The organism is Aeromonas sp. FDAARGOS 1411 (assembly GCF_019047125.1).
GTDB lineage: Bacteria > Pseudomonadota > Gammaproteobacteria > Enterobacterales > Aeromonadaceae > Aeromonas > Aeromonas veronii.
In genome coordinates, this window is record NZ_CP077214.1 from 2,825,457 (window position 1) to 2,839,571 (window position 14,115).

General features: G+C 58.3%; 15 protein-coding genes. 8 read left to right on the plus strand and 7 right to left on the minus strand.

What is annotated here, in order from left to right:
* The first annotated feature begins 74 nt into the window (after positions 1-74).
* Genes lptD through I6L41_RS12590 form a run of 6 tightly spaced genes read left to right on the plus strand, consistent with a single transcriptional unit; the run spans position 75 to position 6,836 of the window.
* Positions 75-2,519 carry an LPS assembly protein LptD gene (lptD, locus tag I6L41_RS12565; RefSeq protein ID WP_216959211.1) on the plus strand — a complete coding sequence of 815 codons (2,445 nt, stop codon included), beginning with the start codon at positions 75-77 and terminating at the stop codon, positions 2,517-2,519.
* A 26-nt stretch (positions 2,520-2,545) separates the two neighbouring features.
* Positions 2,546-3,844 (plus strand): peptidylprolyl isomerase SurA, encoded by a 1,299-nt coding sequence (gene surA / locus I6L41_RS12570; RefSeq protein WP_069526625.1) that lies wholly within the window; start codon positions 2,546-2,548, stop codon positions 3,842-3,844.
* On the plus strand, positions 3,844-4,839 hold the full coding sequence (gene pdxA / locus I6L41_RS12575) for a 4-hydroxythreonine-4-phosphate dehydrogenase PdxA (RefSeq protein ID WP_216959214.1): 996 nt from the start codon (positions 3,844-3,846) through the stop codon (positions 4,837-4,839). Before surA ends, pdxA begins: the two co-directional genes overlap by 1 nt.
* Positions 4,829-5,641 (plus strand): 16S rRNA (adenine(1518)-N(6)/adenine(1519)-N(6))-dimethyltransferase RsmA, encoded by an 813-nt coding sequence (gene rsmA / locus I6L41_RS12580; RefSeq protein ID WP_005339016.1) that lies wholly within the window; start codon positions 4,829-4,831, stop codon positions 5,639-5,641. The genes pdxA and rsmA overlap by 11 nt, the downstream gene beginning before the upstream one ends.
* 4 nt (positions 5,642-5,645) lie before the next feature.
* Entirely contained in the window at positions 5,646-6,008 is a 363-nt protein-coding gene (gene apaG / locus I6L41_RS12585) for a Co2+/Mg2+ efflux protein ApaG (protein ID WP_031227971.1), read from the plus strand.
* Positions 6,009-6,014: 6 nt separating this feature from the next.
* A complete protein-coding gene (locus tag I6L41_RS12590) occupies positions 6,015-6,836 on the plus strand; it encodes a symmetrical bis(5'-nucleosyl)-tetraphosphatase (RefSeq protein WP_216959218.1) in 822 nt (273 codons plus the stop codon).
* 118 nt (positions 6,837-6,954) lie between these two features.
* On the opposite strand, the gene I6L41_RS12595 is transcribed toward I6L41_RS12590, so the two are convergent.
* The 3 genes from I6L41_RS12595 to I6L41_RS12605 form a co-directional block, all read right to left on the minus strand.
* Positions 6,955-7,455 carry a 2TM domain-containing protein gene (locus I6L41_RS12595; protein WP_216959222.1) on the minus strand — a complete coding sequence of 167 codons (501 nt, stop codon included), beginning with the start codon at positions 7,453-7,455 and terminating at the stop codon, positions 6,955-6,957.
* 123 nt (positions 7,456-7,578) lie between these two features.
* Positions 7,579-8,025 carry a VOC family protein gene (locus I6L41_RS12600; RefSeq protein WP_179903209.1) on the minus strand — a complete coding sequence of 149 codons (447 nt, stop codon included), beginning with the start codon at positions 8,023-8,025 and terminating at the stop codon, positions 7,579-7,581.
* 3 nt (positions 8,026-8,028) lie between these two features.
* The gene (locus tag I6L41_RS12605; RefSeq protein ID WP_216959225.1) at positions 8,029-9,018 is read right to left on the minus strand and encodes a luciferase-like monooxygenase; all 990 of its coding nucleotides are present in this window, start codon (positions 9,016-9,018) and stop codon (positions 8,029-8,031) included.
* Between the two features lie 304 nt (positions 9,019-9,322).
* Between I6L41_RS12605 and I6L41_RS12610 the strand changes: the two genes are divergently transcribed.
* Both I6L41_RS12610 and I6L41_RS12615 read left to right on the plus strand, forming a co-directional pair.
* Positions 9,323-9,652, plus strand: coding sequence for a hypothetical protein (locus I6L41_RS12610; RefSeq protein WP_216959228.1), 330 nt, complete (start codon positions 9,323-9,325; stop codon positions 9,650-9,652).
* Positions 9,653-9,753: 101 nt separating this feature from the next.
* Entirely contained in the window at positions 9,754-10,095 is a 342-nt protein-coding gene (locus tag I6L41_RS12615) for a hypothetical protein (protein WP_201938495.1), read from the plus strand.
* Between the two features lie 183 nt (positions 10,096-10,278).
* Here I6L41_RS12615 and I6L41_RS12620 read toward each other — a convergent pair whose 3' ends face one another.
* The 4 genes from I6L41_RS12620 to rplU form a co-directional block, all read right to left on the minus strand.
* On the minus strand, positions 10,279-11,649 hold the full coding sequence (locus I6L41_RS12620; protein ID WP_216959231.1) for a YjiH family protein: 1,371 nt from the start codon (positions 11,647-11,649) through the stop codon (positions 10,279-10,281).
* A 365-nt stretch (positions 11,650-12,014) separates the two neighbouring features.
* Positions 12,015-13,217: an Obg family GTPase CgtA gene (gene cgtA / locus I6L41_RS12625; protein WP_005339026.1), complete on the minus strand. Its 1,203-nt coding sequence runs from the start codon at positions 13,215-13,217 to the stop codon at positions 12,015-12,017.
* Positions 13,218-13,417: 200 nt separating this feature from the next.
* Positions 13,418-13,675, minus strand: coding sequence for a 50S ribosomal protein L27 (rpmA, locus tag I6L41_RS12630; RefSeq protein ID WP_005339028.1), 258 nt, complete (start codon positions 13,673-13,675; stop codon positions 13,418-13,420).
* A gap of 17 nt (positions 13,676-13,692) precedes the next feature.
* Complete coding sequence (gene rplU / locus I6L41_RS12635; protein ID WP_005304210.1) at positions 13,693-14,004, minus strand: 50S ribosomal protein L21; 312 nt, start codon at positions 14,002-14,004, stop codon at positions 13,693-13,695.
* Positions 14,005-14,115 lie beyond the last annotated feature (111 nt).

Consider the following 14,115-nt stretch of genomic DNA (forward strand, 5'->3'; position numbering starts at 1 on the left):
AACTCGATGAAACCTGTCGTAAAATGCATGCCTTGGATCAACCGTATCTATCACGGATTGCACGAGTCTTTCACATGACAAAATGGACACTGGGGTACCGCTATCCCATCGCCCTGACTATCAGCCTGGCCCCCGCACTCCCCCCTATGATGGTGCAGGCAGCCCCGTTCGAAGCGCCGCCAGCCACCGGCATTCTCGATAGTCTCTGCTATGACTATGTTCCCAAGATAGAGAAGCCTGCATCGGATCAGGATGCCAACGCACAGCCGGTCGAGGTTGATGCTGACCGTCTCGAGGCCAAACAGGGCGGCACCGCCGTCTATGAAGGTGACGTCAAGGTTCGTCAGGGTGTTCGCAAGTTTGACTCTGACTATGCCCAGCTCGACCAGAAGAGCCGGGATGTCATCGCCATCGGCAACATCTATTACAACGACGGTCAGGTGACCGTCACCAGCGACAAGACCCTCAAATCCAACCTGGATACCAAGAACTCCGAACTGGAAGAGGGCAAGTATCAGGTGCATGGCTCACCGGTGCGCGGCTTTGCCAAGCGCGTGGTGATGACCAACAACAACCAGAACATCACCATGGAGGGGGCCCAGTACACCACCTGCCCCCCCGGTCAGGAGGTGTGGACCCTCAAGGCGGGCAGTATCGACATCGACCAGAAAGAGGTGTTCGGCGAAGCCTGGAACGCCAGCCTCTGGCTCTATGACTACCCGGTGTTCTACTTCCCCTATATCAACTTCCCCATCAAGGATGAGCGGAAGACCGGTCTGCTTTACCCGGGTTACAAGCAGAGCTCCAGCAACGGCATGGATATCACCCAGCCCTTCTACTGGAACATTGCCCCCAACTATGATGCCACCATCACCTCCCGTTTTATGGATAAACGCGGCCTGATGGAACAGGTGGAGTTCCGCTACATGCCGGACCCCGCCCACACCGGCACTCTCTATTTTGAAAATCTGGCGGATGACAAGCAGTACAGCCCGAGCAATCCGAGTCTGTCTGGCCTGTCCGATGGACATCGCTACCTGATGAACGTCCGCCACGGTTCCGCCCTGATGGATGGCAGCCTGCGTTTTGGTATCGACTACACCCAGGTGCGCGACAAGGATTACAACTACTTCAACGACTTCAGCCCGCAAGTGGGCACTCAGGTCGACAGCCAGTTGCAGCAATCCTTTACCGCCGGCTACTACCAGCCCAACTGGAACCTCACCTCCGAGGTGCGCCGCTACCAAATCCTGAGCCCATATGCGCTGCTGCCCCACGAGATGCTGCCGCGTATCGACTACAACTACTATCAGCAAGGCAAGTGGTTCGATCTGGCCTGGAACAGTGAACTGACCAAGTTTGGCTATGACAGTGGCAGTGCCGCCACTCTGCAAGCAGGTGAGCGCTATACCGCCACCCGCCTGCATCTGGCGCCAACCCTGACCGTGCCCCTGGTGGATGCGCCGGGTTACTACCTGACCAGTCAGTACAAACTGATGTTTACCTCCTACAACCAGGAGGTACCCGATAATCTGGTTAGCCAGGACCGCAGCCGCTTCACCGATGCAGACAGCAAACAGCTGACCCTGAAAGAGGGCACCATTACCCGTACTCTGCCCTCCTTCCGCCTCAAGGGGGGCGTCAACTTCGATCGGCCGCTCGACTGGTATGATGGCAAGGGCACCCAGACCCTGGAGCCCGAGTTCCAGTACCTCTATATCCCTTACAAAAATCAGGACGAGATCGGGATCTACGACTCCACAACCACCCGTCAGGATTACTACAGCCTGTTCAGTGATCGCCGCTTTGCCGGTCTCGACCGCATTAGCGATGCCAACCGGGTCACCGTTGGCCTGACCAGCCGGGTCTATGACAATGTGGGTGATGAACGGTTGCGTCTGGCGGTAGCCCAGGCCTTTGAGATGACGCCACCCAAGGTGCGCCTCTACCCTTCAAATCCGGAAAGCACCAACGCCCGCTCCCTGCTCTCGTTCGAGGGGGATGCCCGGATCACCGATGAGTGGTTTGCCCATGCGGGGACCCAGTACGATACCTCCGAGGGTGAATTTACGGCTGGCAACGGTGCAGTCGAGTACCGCACCGGCAAGCTGACCACTCAGGTCAACTACCGCTACATCAAGGATGGCAACCTGGACTATCGCTATCCGACCAACACGGCACTGGCAGAAGATCTGAGCCAGGCGGGCCTGGTGATGATGGCGCCGATCGCCGATCAGTGGCAGATGTATGGCGGTTACTACCGTGACATCAAGCAGGATGTGAACATTGACCGCAAGATCGGTGTCAAATACGACTCCTGCTGCTGGAGCATCAACATGAGCCTGGAGTGGCACAATCAGCCGGACAACGTCACCCTGAAACCCACTTCGGAAAAAGTCATTGGTCTGCAGTTTGAAATGAAGGGACTTGGCAGCGTGGGTACCGGTGGCCGCAGCGTCACACTGGATACCGAGCTGTTGCCCTATGTTCGCCCGTTTAATCTGAAAGGCCAGCAATGATGCTGGTCCAGCCTTGAGAGATGGATATGAAAAAGACCCTGATTGCCCTGCTGACCGCGGGAATGTTCGGTGCCATGAGCCAGGCCGCACTGGCTGCGCCCGAGCTGATGGACAAGGTGCTGGCCGTGGTCAACAAGGACGTGGTGCTGTCCAGTCAACAGGACGCACTGGTCAACAAGGTAAAACTCTCCGCCCAGGAGAGCGGCCAGTCCCTGCCTGACGATGCCACCCTGCGCAAACAGGCGCTGGATCGCCTGATCCAGGAGAGCCTGCAGCTGCAACTGGCGGAGCGCCAGGGGCTGAAGATCAGCGACACCCAGCTGGAACAAGCTATTCAGGGCATCGCTGCCGACAACAAGATGACCCTGGATCAGCTGCGGGCCCAGCTCGCCCGTGAAGGGATGACCTATGCCCAATATCGGGAAGAGGTTCGCCGCGAGATCCTGATGAACGAGGTGCGCCGCAACCAGGTGCGCCGCCGTATCAACATCTCCGAGCAGGAGGTGAAGCAGGTGGTGGAGATCCTGAAGAAACAGGGTCAACAGCAGAACGAATACCACGTTGGCCATATTCAGATTGCCCTGCCGGACAACCCCACTGCCGCCCAGCTGGATGCCGCCAAGAGCAAGATCGAGCGCATTCTGACCGCCCTCAAGCAAGGTGCCGATTTCCGCAAACTGGCCATTGCCGAGAGTAACGGTCCCAAGGCGCTGGAAGGGGGCGACTGGGGCTGGATGAGCCCGCAAGAGATGCCGACCCTGATGGCGGAAGCGGTGCAAGGTGCCAAGAAGGGCGACATCGTCGGCCCGCTGCGCTCCGGCGCCGGCCTGCACATCGTCAAGGTGTTCGACACCAAGGGTCAGCAGCAAGTGATGCAGACCGAGGTGAAAGCCCGCCACATCCTGATCAAGCCGTCCATTATCCTGAGCGAAGAGAAAGCCAAGGGGATGCTGGATGGCATTCTGCACGACATCAAGAGCGGCAAGGCCAGCTTCGCCAGCATGGCGGAGAAGTACTCCGAAGATCCGGGCTCTGCGGTGCAGGGTGGCGAACTGGGCTGGTCTGATCCCAACGTCTATGTCCCCGAGTTCCGTGACATGGTCAACCGTCTGCAACCGGGCCAGATTAGTGCCCCGTTCCGTACCAGCCATGGCTGGCACATCGTGCAGGTGGAAGATCGCCGCAGCCAGGATGCGACCGACAAGGCTCAGGAGCAGCGCGCCTACCAGCTGATCTACAACCGTCGCTTCGTGGAAGAGTCCCAGGCGTGGCTGGATGAGCTGCGTGACGAGGCCTACATCCAGATCGAAGGAGCCGGTAGCTGATGAGCTGCCGTCGCCTTGCCGTTACCCCGGGCGAACCGGCCGGGATTGGGCCTGATCTGGTGCTGCAGATTGCCCGGCAGGATTGGCCCCACCAGTTGGTGGTGATCGCCGATCCGGCGCTGCTGCGCGAGCGGGCAACCCTGCTTGGGCTCAGCATCGAGCTTGAACCCTACGATGCCGCCGCACCTGCCCGCCCCCAGCGGGCGGGCACCCTGACCGTCTGCCCGGTCATCCTCGGCACCTCTGTTGTGCCGGGCGAGTTGAACGAAGGCAATGGCGCCTATGTGCTGGCGACCCTGCAGCGTGCCTGCGATGGCAACATGAGCGGCGAATTTGCCGCCGTGGTGACCGGGCCGGTGCACAAGGGGATCATCAACCAGGCCGGGGTCTCGTTCAGCGGCCACACCGAGTTCTTTGCACAGCAATCCAACACCGCCGATGTGGTAATGATGCTGGCAACCGAGGGGCTGCGGGTCGCACTGGCGACTACCCATATTCCGCTGGCCTATGTGGCGATGGCCATCACCGAAGATCGCCTCGGCAAGGTGATCCGGATCCTCAACGAGGATCTCGCCACCAAGTTTGGTATCGCCAAACCCCGTATTTACGTCTGCGGCCTCAACCCCCACGCCGGGGAAGGTGGCCATCTCGGACGTGAAGAGATTGACGTGATCGAACCCGCCATGGCCACGCTGCGCCAGGAAGGGATCGATCTGGTCGGCCCATTGCCGGCCGACACCCTGTTCCAGGAGAAATACCTCAAGGATGCGGATGCGGTACTCGCCATGTACCACGACCAGGGGCTGCCTGTGCTCAAATACAAGGGCTTCGGCAGTTCGGTCAATATCACCCTGGGGCTTCCCTTCATCCGCACTTCGGTGGATCACGGCACCGCGCTGGATCTGGCAGGCAAGGGCCTTGCAGATCCTGGCAGCCTTGTCACCGCGATTAACCACGCCATCAAGATGGTAGAGAAAAAAAGATATGAGCAGTAAGGTGCACATGGGCCACACGGCCCGTAAGCGTTTCGGTCAGAACTTCTTGCACGACCGGTATGTGATCGATCAAATCGTCGCCGCCATCAACCCGCAGCCGGGTCAGAATCTGGTGGAGATCGGTCCGGGTCTGGCCGCGCTGACCGAGCCGGTTGCCGCCCAGATGGACAAAATGACCGTGGTCGAGCTTGACCGGGACCTGGCAGCTCGCCTGCGCGAGCACCCAACCCTCAAAGACAAGTTGACCGTCATCGAAGCGGATGCCATGCGTTTCGACTTCGGCACCCTGATGGGTGAAGGCAAGGGGCCGCTGCGCATCTTCGGCAACCTGCCCTACAACATCTCCACCCCGCTCATCTTCCACCTGTGCGAATTTGCCGACCGGGTTGAAGACATGCACTTCATGCTGCAAAAGGAAGTGGTGTTGCGTCTGGCAGCAGGCCCGGGCAGCAAGGCTTATGGCCGCCTGAGCGTGATGACCCAGTACTACTGCCAGGTGGTGCCTGTGCTGGAAGTGGGTCCGGGTGCCTTCAAACCGGCGCCAAAGGTGGACTCTGCCGTAGTTCGCCTGATCCCGCACAAGAATCCGACCATAGTCGCAAAAGACATTCGTTGTCTGAATCGCGTCTGTACCGAGGGCTTTGGCCAGCGTCGCAAGACCATCCGCAACAGCTTCTCCAACTTCATCACTGACGCCCAGCTGACCGAGCTTGGTATCGATGGCAACCTGCGCCCGGAGAATCTCTCCCTCGAGCAGTTTGTCATGATCGCCAACTGGCTGGCGGATCAGCAACAGGCCTGATCCTGTGGCACTCCCGCACATCGAGATCCGCCCATACCCCGTGTATGTGGCGGGCTCCAAAGACCCTTACCAGTTTCACTATCTGATCGAGATTGAGAATCTGGGGCCCGGCCCGGTGCAACTGCTGCATCGGCGCTGGCTCATCACCGATGCCAATGGCAAGATGCTGGAAGTGGCAGGCCCGGGCGTGGTCGGGGAGCAACCCGTCATTGCCGAAGGTGAGACCTACCGCTACCAGAGCGGCGTGCCGCTGGCGACCCCGCTCGGGGTGATGGAAGGGAGCTATACCCTGCAAGATGGCTCTGGTCAGCAGTTTGAGGCGCCTATCGCCCCCTTCACGCTGGCCATCCCCAATATTATCAACTGAGGTTTCATGGCGAACTGTTTTGTCGGTGACATCCAGGGCTGTTACGACGACTTGCGCCGTCTGCTGGATCTTGCCGCGTTCGATCCCGAAAATGACGTGCTCTGGCTCTGCGGCGATCTGGTCGCCCGCGGCCCGGACTCCCTCAATACCCTGCGTTTTGTCAAAGGGCTGGGCAACCGCGCCGTCACCGTGCTCGGTAACCACGACCTGCACCTGCTGGCGGTCGCCAATGGCGTTGCACCGCTCAAGAAGAAAGACAAGCTGCAAAGCCTGATGGATGCCCCTGATCGGGATGAACTGCTGGAGTGGCTGCGCCACCGCCCGCTGCTGGCCGAACATCCGGATCTGCCCATCATGATGGTGCATGCCGGGATCTCCCCCGCATGGGATGTCCGCACCGCGCGCAACTGCGCCCGCGAGGTAGAGAGCCTGCTGCGCGGTGACCAGTACAGCTGGCTGCTGCACAACATGTATGGCGATCAGCCGGATGGCTGGAAAGATGATCTGGTCGGGATCGACCGCTACCGCTACATCATCAACACCTTCACCCGAATGCGCTTCTGCTACTTCGATGGCCGGCTCGACTTCAAATGCAAGAAGGGCCCCAAGGAGTCGACCCCGGGCCTGCGTCCCTGGTTCGAGCAGCGCGAGCATCACGTGGATGACCCCATTCTGGTGTTCGGCCACTGGGCGGCCCTGATGGGCAACACCGGCAAGAGCGACATCAAGGCGCTCGATACCGGCTGTGTCTGGGGCAACAGCCTCACCCTGTGGCGCTACGAGGATGATGCCCTGATCGCCACCCCCTGCCCGGTTCACGCCAGCTAGGGGGACGCAGCAATCTGGCGGTCGCTGCCGCACGGATTGCCACAACCCGTTCCAATAACAAAGCCCGGCAATCTGCCGGGCTTGCTGTTTTAGGTTCCCTGTTTTCCGGCGAATGAAGTTACAACTTGCGCCCCAGCCGCTTCTCGATCTGGCGCCGCTCCCACTCGGGGCCAAACAGCTTGAAGGGCTGAAACACCCGAACAGCATGGGAGGCAAGCCCCAGCCCCCAACCCAGGGTTGGCCACCAGGCCCAGATGTACTCCGGATTGCTCAGGTAGTTGATGACAAACAGCCCGCAGATCACCACCACGTAGCTGGCGGCATGGTGATAGAAGCCCTTGAGCTCCTCCACATAGCGCATTGCCGCCCGCTCCTCTGCCGATACCTGCACTGCATCCTGCCCCATAGTGTCAGTTCCTCTCATCTCGCGCTCCTGCTGCTCTGATCCATCCAGTTGAGCCACATCGAGTTCAAAGACGGCGGCCAGGGCCTTGAGAGATTCCAGTCCGGGTTGCTGCCCCTGCTCGATCCGCTGGATAGTGCGGACACTCAAACCAGTCAACGTTGCTAACTGATCCTGGGACCAACCCCGTTGCAATCTCAACTTCCTGACGATCATCTCGAACTCCTTGTGGTAATTGACAGGGCCAGCATAGGGCTTGCGCCGCGAAAGGTGACACGACAGATAGCCGACATACATCTGACAGTCCTTTAAAATCAGATGGTTAAGATTTTGTTCTTGTCAGTCAGCCGCTCGTTCCCCCAGATATTGCACAAACCGTAACAGATAACCATCGGGATCTTGCAGCAAAAATTCGCGCTGCCCGGCCAGCATCTCGCCCACTGGATACCAGACCTCAGTGGGCTGCCGGAAAAGTGCAATCTCGGCGGCCTGCAAGCGGTCGAGTAGCGGCTGGATCTCGGTCAGCTCCATCTGCAGATTGATCCCCCGACCGAACGGTGGCTCCAGCGCCCCGACCTGCCAACCCGCCGGATGTACCTGCTCCAGCATCAGTTGTACCTGTTGCTGTTCAAGATAAGCAAAAGGAGGGTCATCGCGCCGATAGCGGACCGAGAAGCCCAACAAACCGGTATAGAAAACCAGAGATCGAGCCAGATCGGTAACCGACAGCTCCGGTACCATGGGATTCCAATACACCTCATCCACCGCGACAGTAGGGTTCGTCATGGCTTACAGGCTCTGCATCAGCTCGGCGGCAATCTCGAAAGAACGCAGTCGGGCCTGATGATCGACGATGGGCCCATTGAACATCAGCTCATCGGCACTGGTTTCTGCCAGCAGCGCCTTGAGGCCATGGCGGATCTGCTCCGGATCGCCCACCAGAGAGCGAGCCAGGGTCTGCTCCATCGCCATCAGCTCACGGGGCGCCCACTCGTCACCAAGCTGGACGACCGGCGCGGGCAGCTTGCCCGCATCACCGCGATGGAGGCGCAAAAACTGCTGCTGCACGGTAGTGAACTGAAAGCGGGCTTCGCGCTCGCTGTCGGCGGCGATCATATTGATACAGACCACAGCATAAGGCTTGGGCCAGCGAGCAGAGGGGCGATACTGGCTACGGTAGATCTCCAGCGCTTGCAGCAACATGGCGGGCGCGAAATGGGAAGCAAAACCGAATGGCAAGCCCATCGCCGCTGCAAGTTGCGCGCTGTAAAGGCTGGAGCCAAGCAGCCAGATGGGTAGATGCAGCCCCTGGCCGGGTACCGCCTGCACCGCGCCAATCTCGTCGCCAAAATAGCTCATCAGCTCACGCACATCGGCGGGGAAATCATCCACCTCACCGCTGCGCATACGCCGCAGCGCCCGCATGGTGCGCTGATCGGTCCCGGGGGCGCGACCAAGACCGAGATCGATGCGGTCGGGATAGAGCGAAGCCAAAGTGCCAAATTGCTCGGCAATCACCAGTGGCGAGTGGTTCGGCAGCATGATGCCACCCGCCCCGATCCGCAAAGTGGTGGTGACTTCGGCCAGATGACCGATCAGCACCGAGGTGGCGGCACTGGCAATGCCCGGCATGTTGTGATGCTCGGCCAGCCAGTAGCGCTGGTAACCCCAGCCTTCGGCATGGCGGGCAAGATCCCGTGAACGGCGAAACGACTCGGCAGGCACGGAACCTTCGGCAACAGGCACCAGATCGAGCACGGAATAGGGGATGGCAGACATGGGTCACTCCATTGATTTACAGGCCAGTAACAAGTGGGGCAATGTAGCACGGGATACCTGAATGAATCACTATCTCCTGCCACACTCTGCCTGCCAAGCGGCAGCAATCGAACGGAACAAATCTCAGGCAAGTATTGTTTGAACGCTCATCCTGCTGGCCGCGCAAGCCCAGGGGGGATCATATTTTCTTACATTTGCGGGCTGGCCTGAGCGCCCCCGGCTGGTTATAACGGTGCCCTTATAGCGAAGGGGGAGCAATAGACTCCCCCTCACTCTTTGTCACACCACACTGTTCAGGTTATCTATGTCAAAACATCTCGTTCTGCTGGGCGCACTGACGCTCTCCGGTTGCGCCCTGTTGTCTCCCCCCGCCCCCACCGTCACCCCGGTGCACCTTGCCGATACCAGCCAGCGCGGCTTTTACATCGAGTGCAGCAGCATGAAAGCCTGCTTCCAGCAGGCCAACCAGACCTGCCCGCAAGGTTACAAGGAGACCGATCGTCGTCAGCAGACGCTCTACAGCACCCAGTATCTGGGGGGAAGCTATGACGACGAGAAGAAGGTCTACACGGCAGCCAAGCCCTATAGCATCGCCAACACGGTCCACTCGTTAACCATCCAGTGTCCTATCTGAGCATAACGTCACGCTAACCCATACGGCGGCCGGTACGGGATACCAAGGCCCCAGCCGGCACGCTACCACCCTTTTCTTGTTCCACTGAGCACAAACCTCTTATGTCACAGAGAATTGTCCTGCTGGGCAGTATATTGCTGTCCGGTTGCGCCCCCACCACTGTCACTGAGCTCACCTCCGCAGATTCCTCGCAGCAACGATTCCAGATCGAGTGCGGTGCGCCTGATGATTGCCAGCAACAGGCAAGCTTGAGCTGTCCGCAGGGCTATCAGGAAACCGATCGCAGCCAGCATACCTTCACCAACGTTCAGATGAGCATGGGGGGCTCAGACCCGATGAGGGGATTTAGCCCGAGCTTCCCCCAGATCAGCACCTTCACAATCCATACCCTGCTGGTGCAGTGTCCCCGCAAGCCGGCACAGCCCCACCCGCAGGGACACTGATGAGCAAGGGCCCGCAGGCCCTTCTCTCTTGTTACCCACACTCAGGCCACGGCGAATGACCCACACCTTGCAAGGCAGGACGTTTTGCGAATAACCCGCGTCATCCATCAAGCCCGGAGAAAAGAGGAAAAGCCATAAAAAAACGGTCAACCGAGGTTGACCGTTTTTCACTGCGCTGCGTCCTTAGAACAGCAGATGTGCCACCCCGGCGATAACCGGCAAGGTGACCAGAGTGCGCAGCAGGAAGATAACGAACAACTCCCACAGCTTGACCGGGATCTTGCTGCCCAGCAGCAGGGCGCCCACTTCGGACATATAGATCAGCTGGGTTACCGACATGGCGGCAATCACGAAGCGGGTCATGTCACTCTCGATGGTCGAGGCCAGCACCGCCGGAATAAACATGTCGGCAAAACCGACCATGATGGTCTTGGACGCCGCTTCCGCCTCCGGCAGTTGCAGCAGCTCCAGCAAGGGGACAAACGGGGCGCCAAGCCAGTTGAAGATAGGGGTGTACTCGGCCAGCATCAGGGCACAGGTACCGATCGCCATCACCACCGGCAGCACGCCAAACACCATATCCAGTGCATTCTTCACCCCTTCCCGTGCGACTGCGCCGAGATCAGTCATGCTGTCAGCCTTGGTCAGCGCCCGCTCGAAACCATAGCTCATCACGCTGTGCTGGTGCGGCACGGCTTCCTGCTTGCGGCACAGAGGAGTGCCATCGGCATAGATGTCCTTCTTCCAGCAGAGCGGTGGCAGACGCGGCACCACGATGGCCGCGACCACACCCGCCAGACAGACGGTCAGGTAGAAGGGGACAAACATGTGCTCCAGCTTCACCTGGGAGATCACCACCAGACAGAAGGTGATGGAGACCGCAGAGAAAGTGGTGCCAATCACCGCGGCTTCACGCTGGGTATAGAACTTACCCTCATACTGCTTGCTGGTCAGCAGGATGCCAACGCTGCCATCGCCAAGCCAGGAGGCAAAGCAGTCCACTGCGGAGCGACCCGGCAACCGGAACACCGGACGCATGATGCGGGTCATCATGGTGCCGACAAATTCCAGCAGCCCGAAATCGAGCAGCAACGGCAGCAGCAGGCCGGCAAAAATGAAGACCGAGAACAGCACCGGCAGCAGATCGTTGAGCACCAGTCCACCGGTTGCGCCGGAGTAAAGCACCTCAGGCCCTACCTGGAAGAAGGTCAACAGCACGAAGATACCGCCCAATACCCGCACGCAGGCCCAGAAAGGGGAGACATTGAACAAGCTGTTGAGGAAAGGACGACGCACCAGAATCGCTGGCTTGAACAACCAGGCAATCACCGTCATCAGCATGGTGGTGGTGATCACCGCACTGACCATGGCGACCAGATAATCGGCAAAAACGCGCTGTACCAGCTTGGCAAGCACGGCCACCGGGATGGTGACGTTACCGTCATAGACGACCGGCGTCATGAACAGCAGGATCCCGATAAGTGACGGAACCAGAAACATCAACAAATTACGGCGAGTATTGACCGCAGGTGCTTCGAGACTCTTTTCCAACATGATATGACTGCCCTAATGTTACTTTCCCTAGCCCGGCCAACCTGCGTATTCATGCATTAACCGGCAAAACGGGCGCAAGAATACTCTAAAAAAATGCACAAACAAGCCTTTAAGGCAGAAATCTGCGCATAAATATTTCCACAGGCAAACCTTCCATTAAAACAATAAGATACAGCGACGCATATCGATTCAATCGACATCGCCAGATGATTGTTTCGTTATTGTTAATTTTGGTGGGCAGTATAATCGGTTATCAGTAGCAGGCAATAAGTGACATCACAAATATACCTAATGAGTTGCTGCTCGATAGACATAAAAAAACCGGAGCCTGTTCAGGCTCCGGTTTTCCATGAGAGTGACGGGGATCAGTCACGGACGTAGATGACTTCAACGCCATCATCTTCGTCGTCATCCCAATCGTCATCATCAAGCCCTTCATCGAAGGCAAGAGAGGCAGCCAGTGCTTCCGCTTCAGCCTTGGCCAGCTGGTTCTTGTGGTAGTCATCCCACTTGAACTCCACCTTCTCGATGGCGTCTTTGGCATCTTCCGCCAGCTGACGGGGCATGGTATCAAGTAGATCCAGAATGTCGTAGCAGACCTTCTTGGTGCCTTCCTTGCTGATGGCAGTGATGGCATAGACCGGACCTTCGTGGTTCAGGGCCGCCTTGACGCGATCCATCACCTCCTGGGCTTCTTCTTCCAGGATCAGGTCCATCTTGTTAAACACCAACCAGCGCGGCTTGCCAGCCAGTTCCGGGCTGTACTTCTCCAGCTCCTTGACGATGGTCACGGCATTTTCAGCAGGATCGGAGCCATCAACCGGACAGATATCCACCAGGTGGATTAGCACGCGGCAACGCTCGAGGTGTTTCAGGAAGCGGATACCCAGACCTGCACCCTCGGCAGCACCTTCGATCAGACCCGGGATATCGGCGATCACGAAGGAGCGGGAGTTCTCACCACGCACCACACCCAGGTTCGGTACCAGGGTAGTGAAGGGGTAATCAGCCACTTTCGGGCGAGCCGCAGAAACGGCGCGAATAAAGGTAGACTTGCCTGCGTTGGGCAGACCCAGCATGCCGACATCGGCCAGCAGCAGCAGCTCCAGCTTCAGGGTACGCACTTCACCCGGAGTACCATTACTCTTCTGGCGGGGAGCACGGTTGACGGAGCTCTTGAAGCGGGTGTTGCCCAGACCGTGGAAACCACCTTTGGCAACCAGCAGCTTCTGCTCGTGGTGGGTCAGATCCCCCAGCAGTTCACCGGTATCTTCATCGGTCGCTCGGGTACCGACCGGCACACGCAGGATCTTGTCCTTGCCGCGGCGACCGGTACAGTTGGCGCTCTGGCCATTCTCACCGCGCTCGGCAGCATGGAAGCGCTCGAAACGGTAGTCGATCAGGGTATTGAGGTTTTCGTCGGCGATCAGATATACGTCGCCACCGTCACCGCCGTCACCGCCGTCCGGACCACCGTTGGGAATATATTTTTCACGGCGAAAGCTTACACAACCGTTACCACCGTCACCGGCATCGACTCGAATCTGGACTTCATCAACAAACTTCATAGGTAACCGTCACCTTAATTCGAAAAACCGATACGCAATTATAGTGGTACAGACCCCTGCGGGCGATACGCATCTTGCCAATCATGCCCGTCAGAGCCAAAGTCAGCTGCGTTCCGTTTTTTCGTCAACGACATCAGAAAGACGTCAGAAAAACAAAAGCCCCGCCTGTTGGCGGGGCTTCGGATCCTTGCGGTCCGTAATTACTCAGCAACGATGCTAACGTACTTACGATTCAGCGGACCTTTAACTTCGAACAGGATTTTACCAGTCGCGGTAGCGAACAGGGTGTGATCCTTGCCCAGACCAACGTTGGTGCCAGCGTGGAACTTGGTACCACGTTGACGAACGATGATGCTGCCAGCCAGAACTGTTTCGCCGCCGAAACGCTTCACGCCCAGGCGTTTAGCTTCAGAATCGCGACCGTTGCGGGATGAACCGCCAGCTTTTTTGTGTGCCATTTATCGGACTCCTCTAATTAAGCGCTGATGCCAGTGATTTTGACTTCAGTGAACCACTGACGGTGGCCCGCTTGCTTACGATGGTGCTTACGACGACGGAACTTGACGATAGTCACTTTCTCGCCACGGCCGTGAGCCACAACTTCAGCTACAACCTTGCCACCTTCAACGAAAGGAGCACCTACTTTAAAAGTGTCGCCTGCAGCAACCATCAGAACTTCGTTGAAGTCGATGGTAGCGCCAGTCTCAACGTTCAGCTTTTCCAGACGAACGATTTGACCTTCGGCCACACGGTGTTGTTTTCCGCCGCTTTGGAATACCGCGTACATTTGATTAACTCCGTAAAGGCATGTCTTTTGCTCAAGGCTAGACATGCGCAAAAACCTATAACAATGGGCGGGCATTCTACGCAAATCGATCTGCTCAGGCAAGGCCAATTT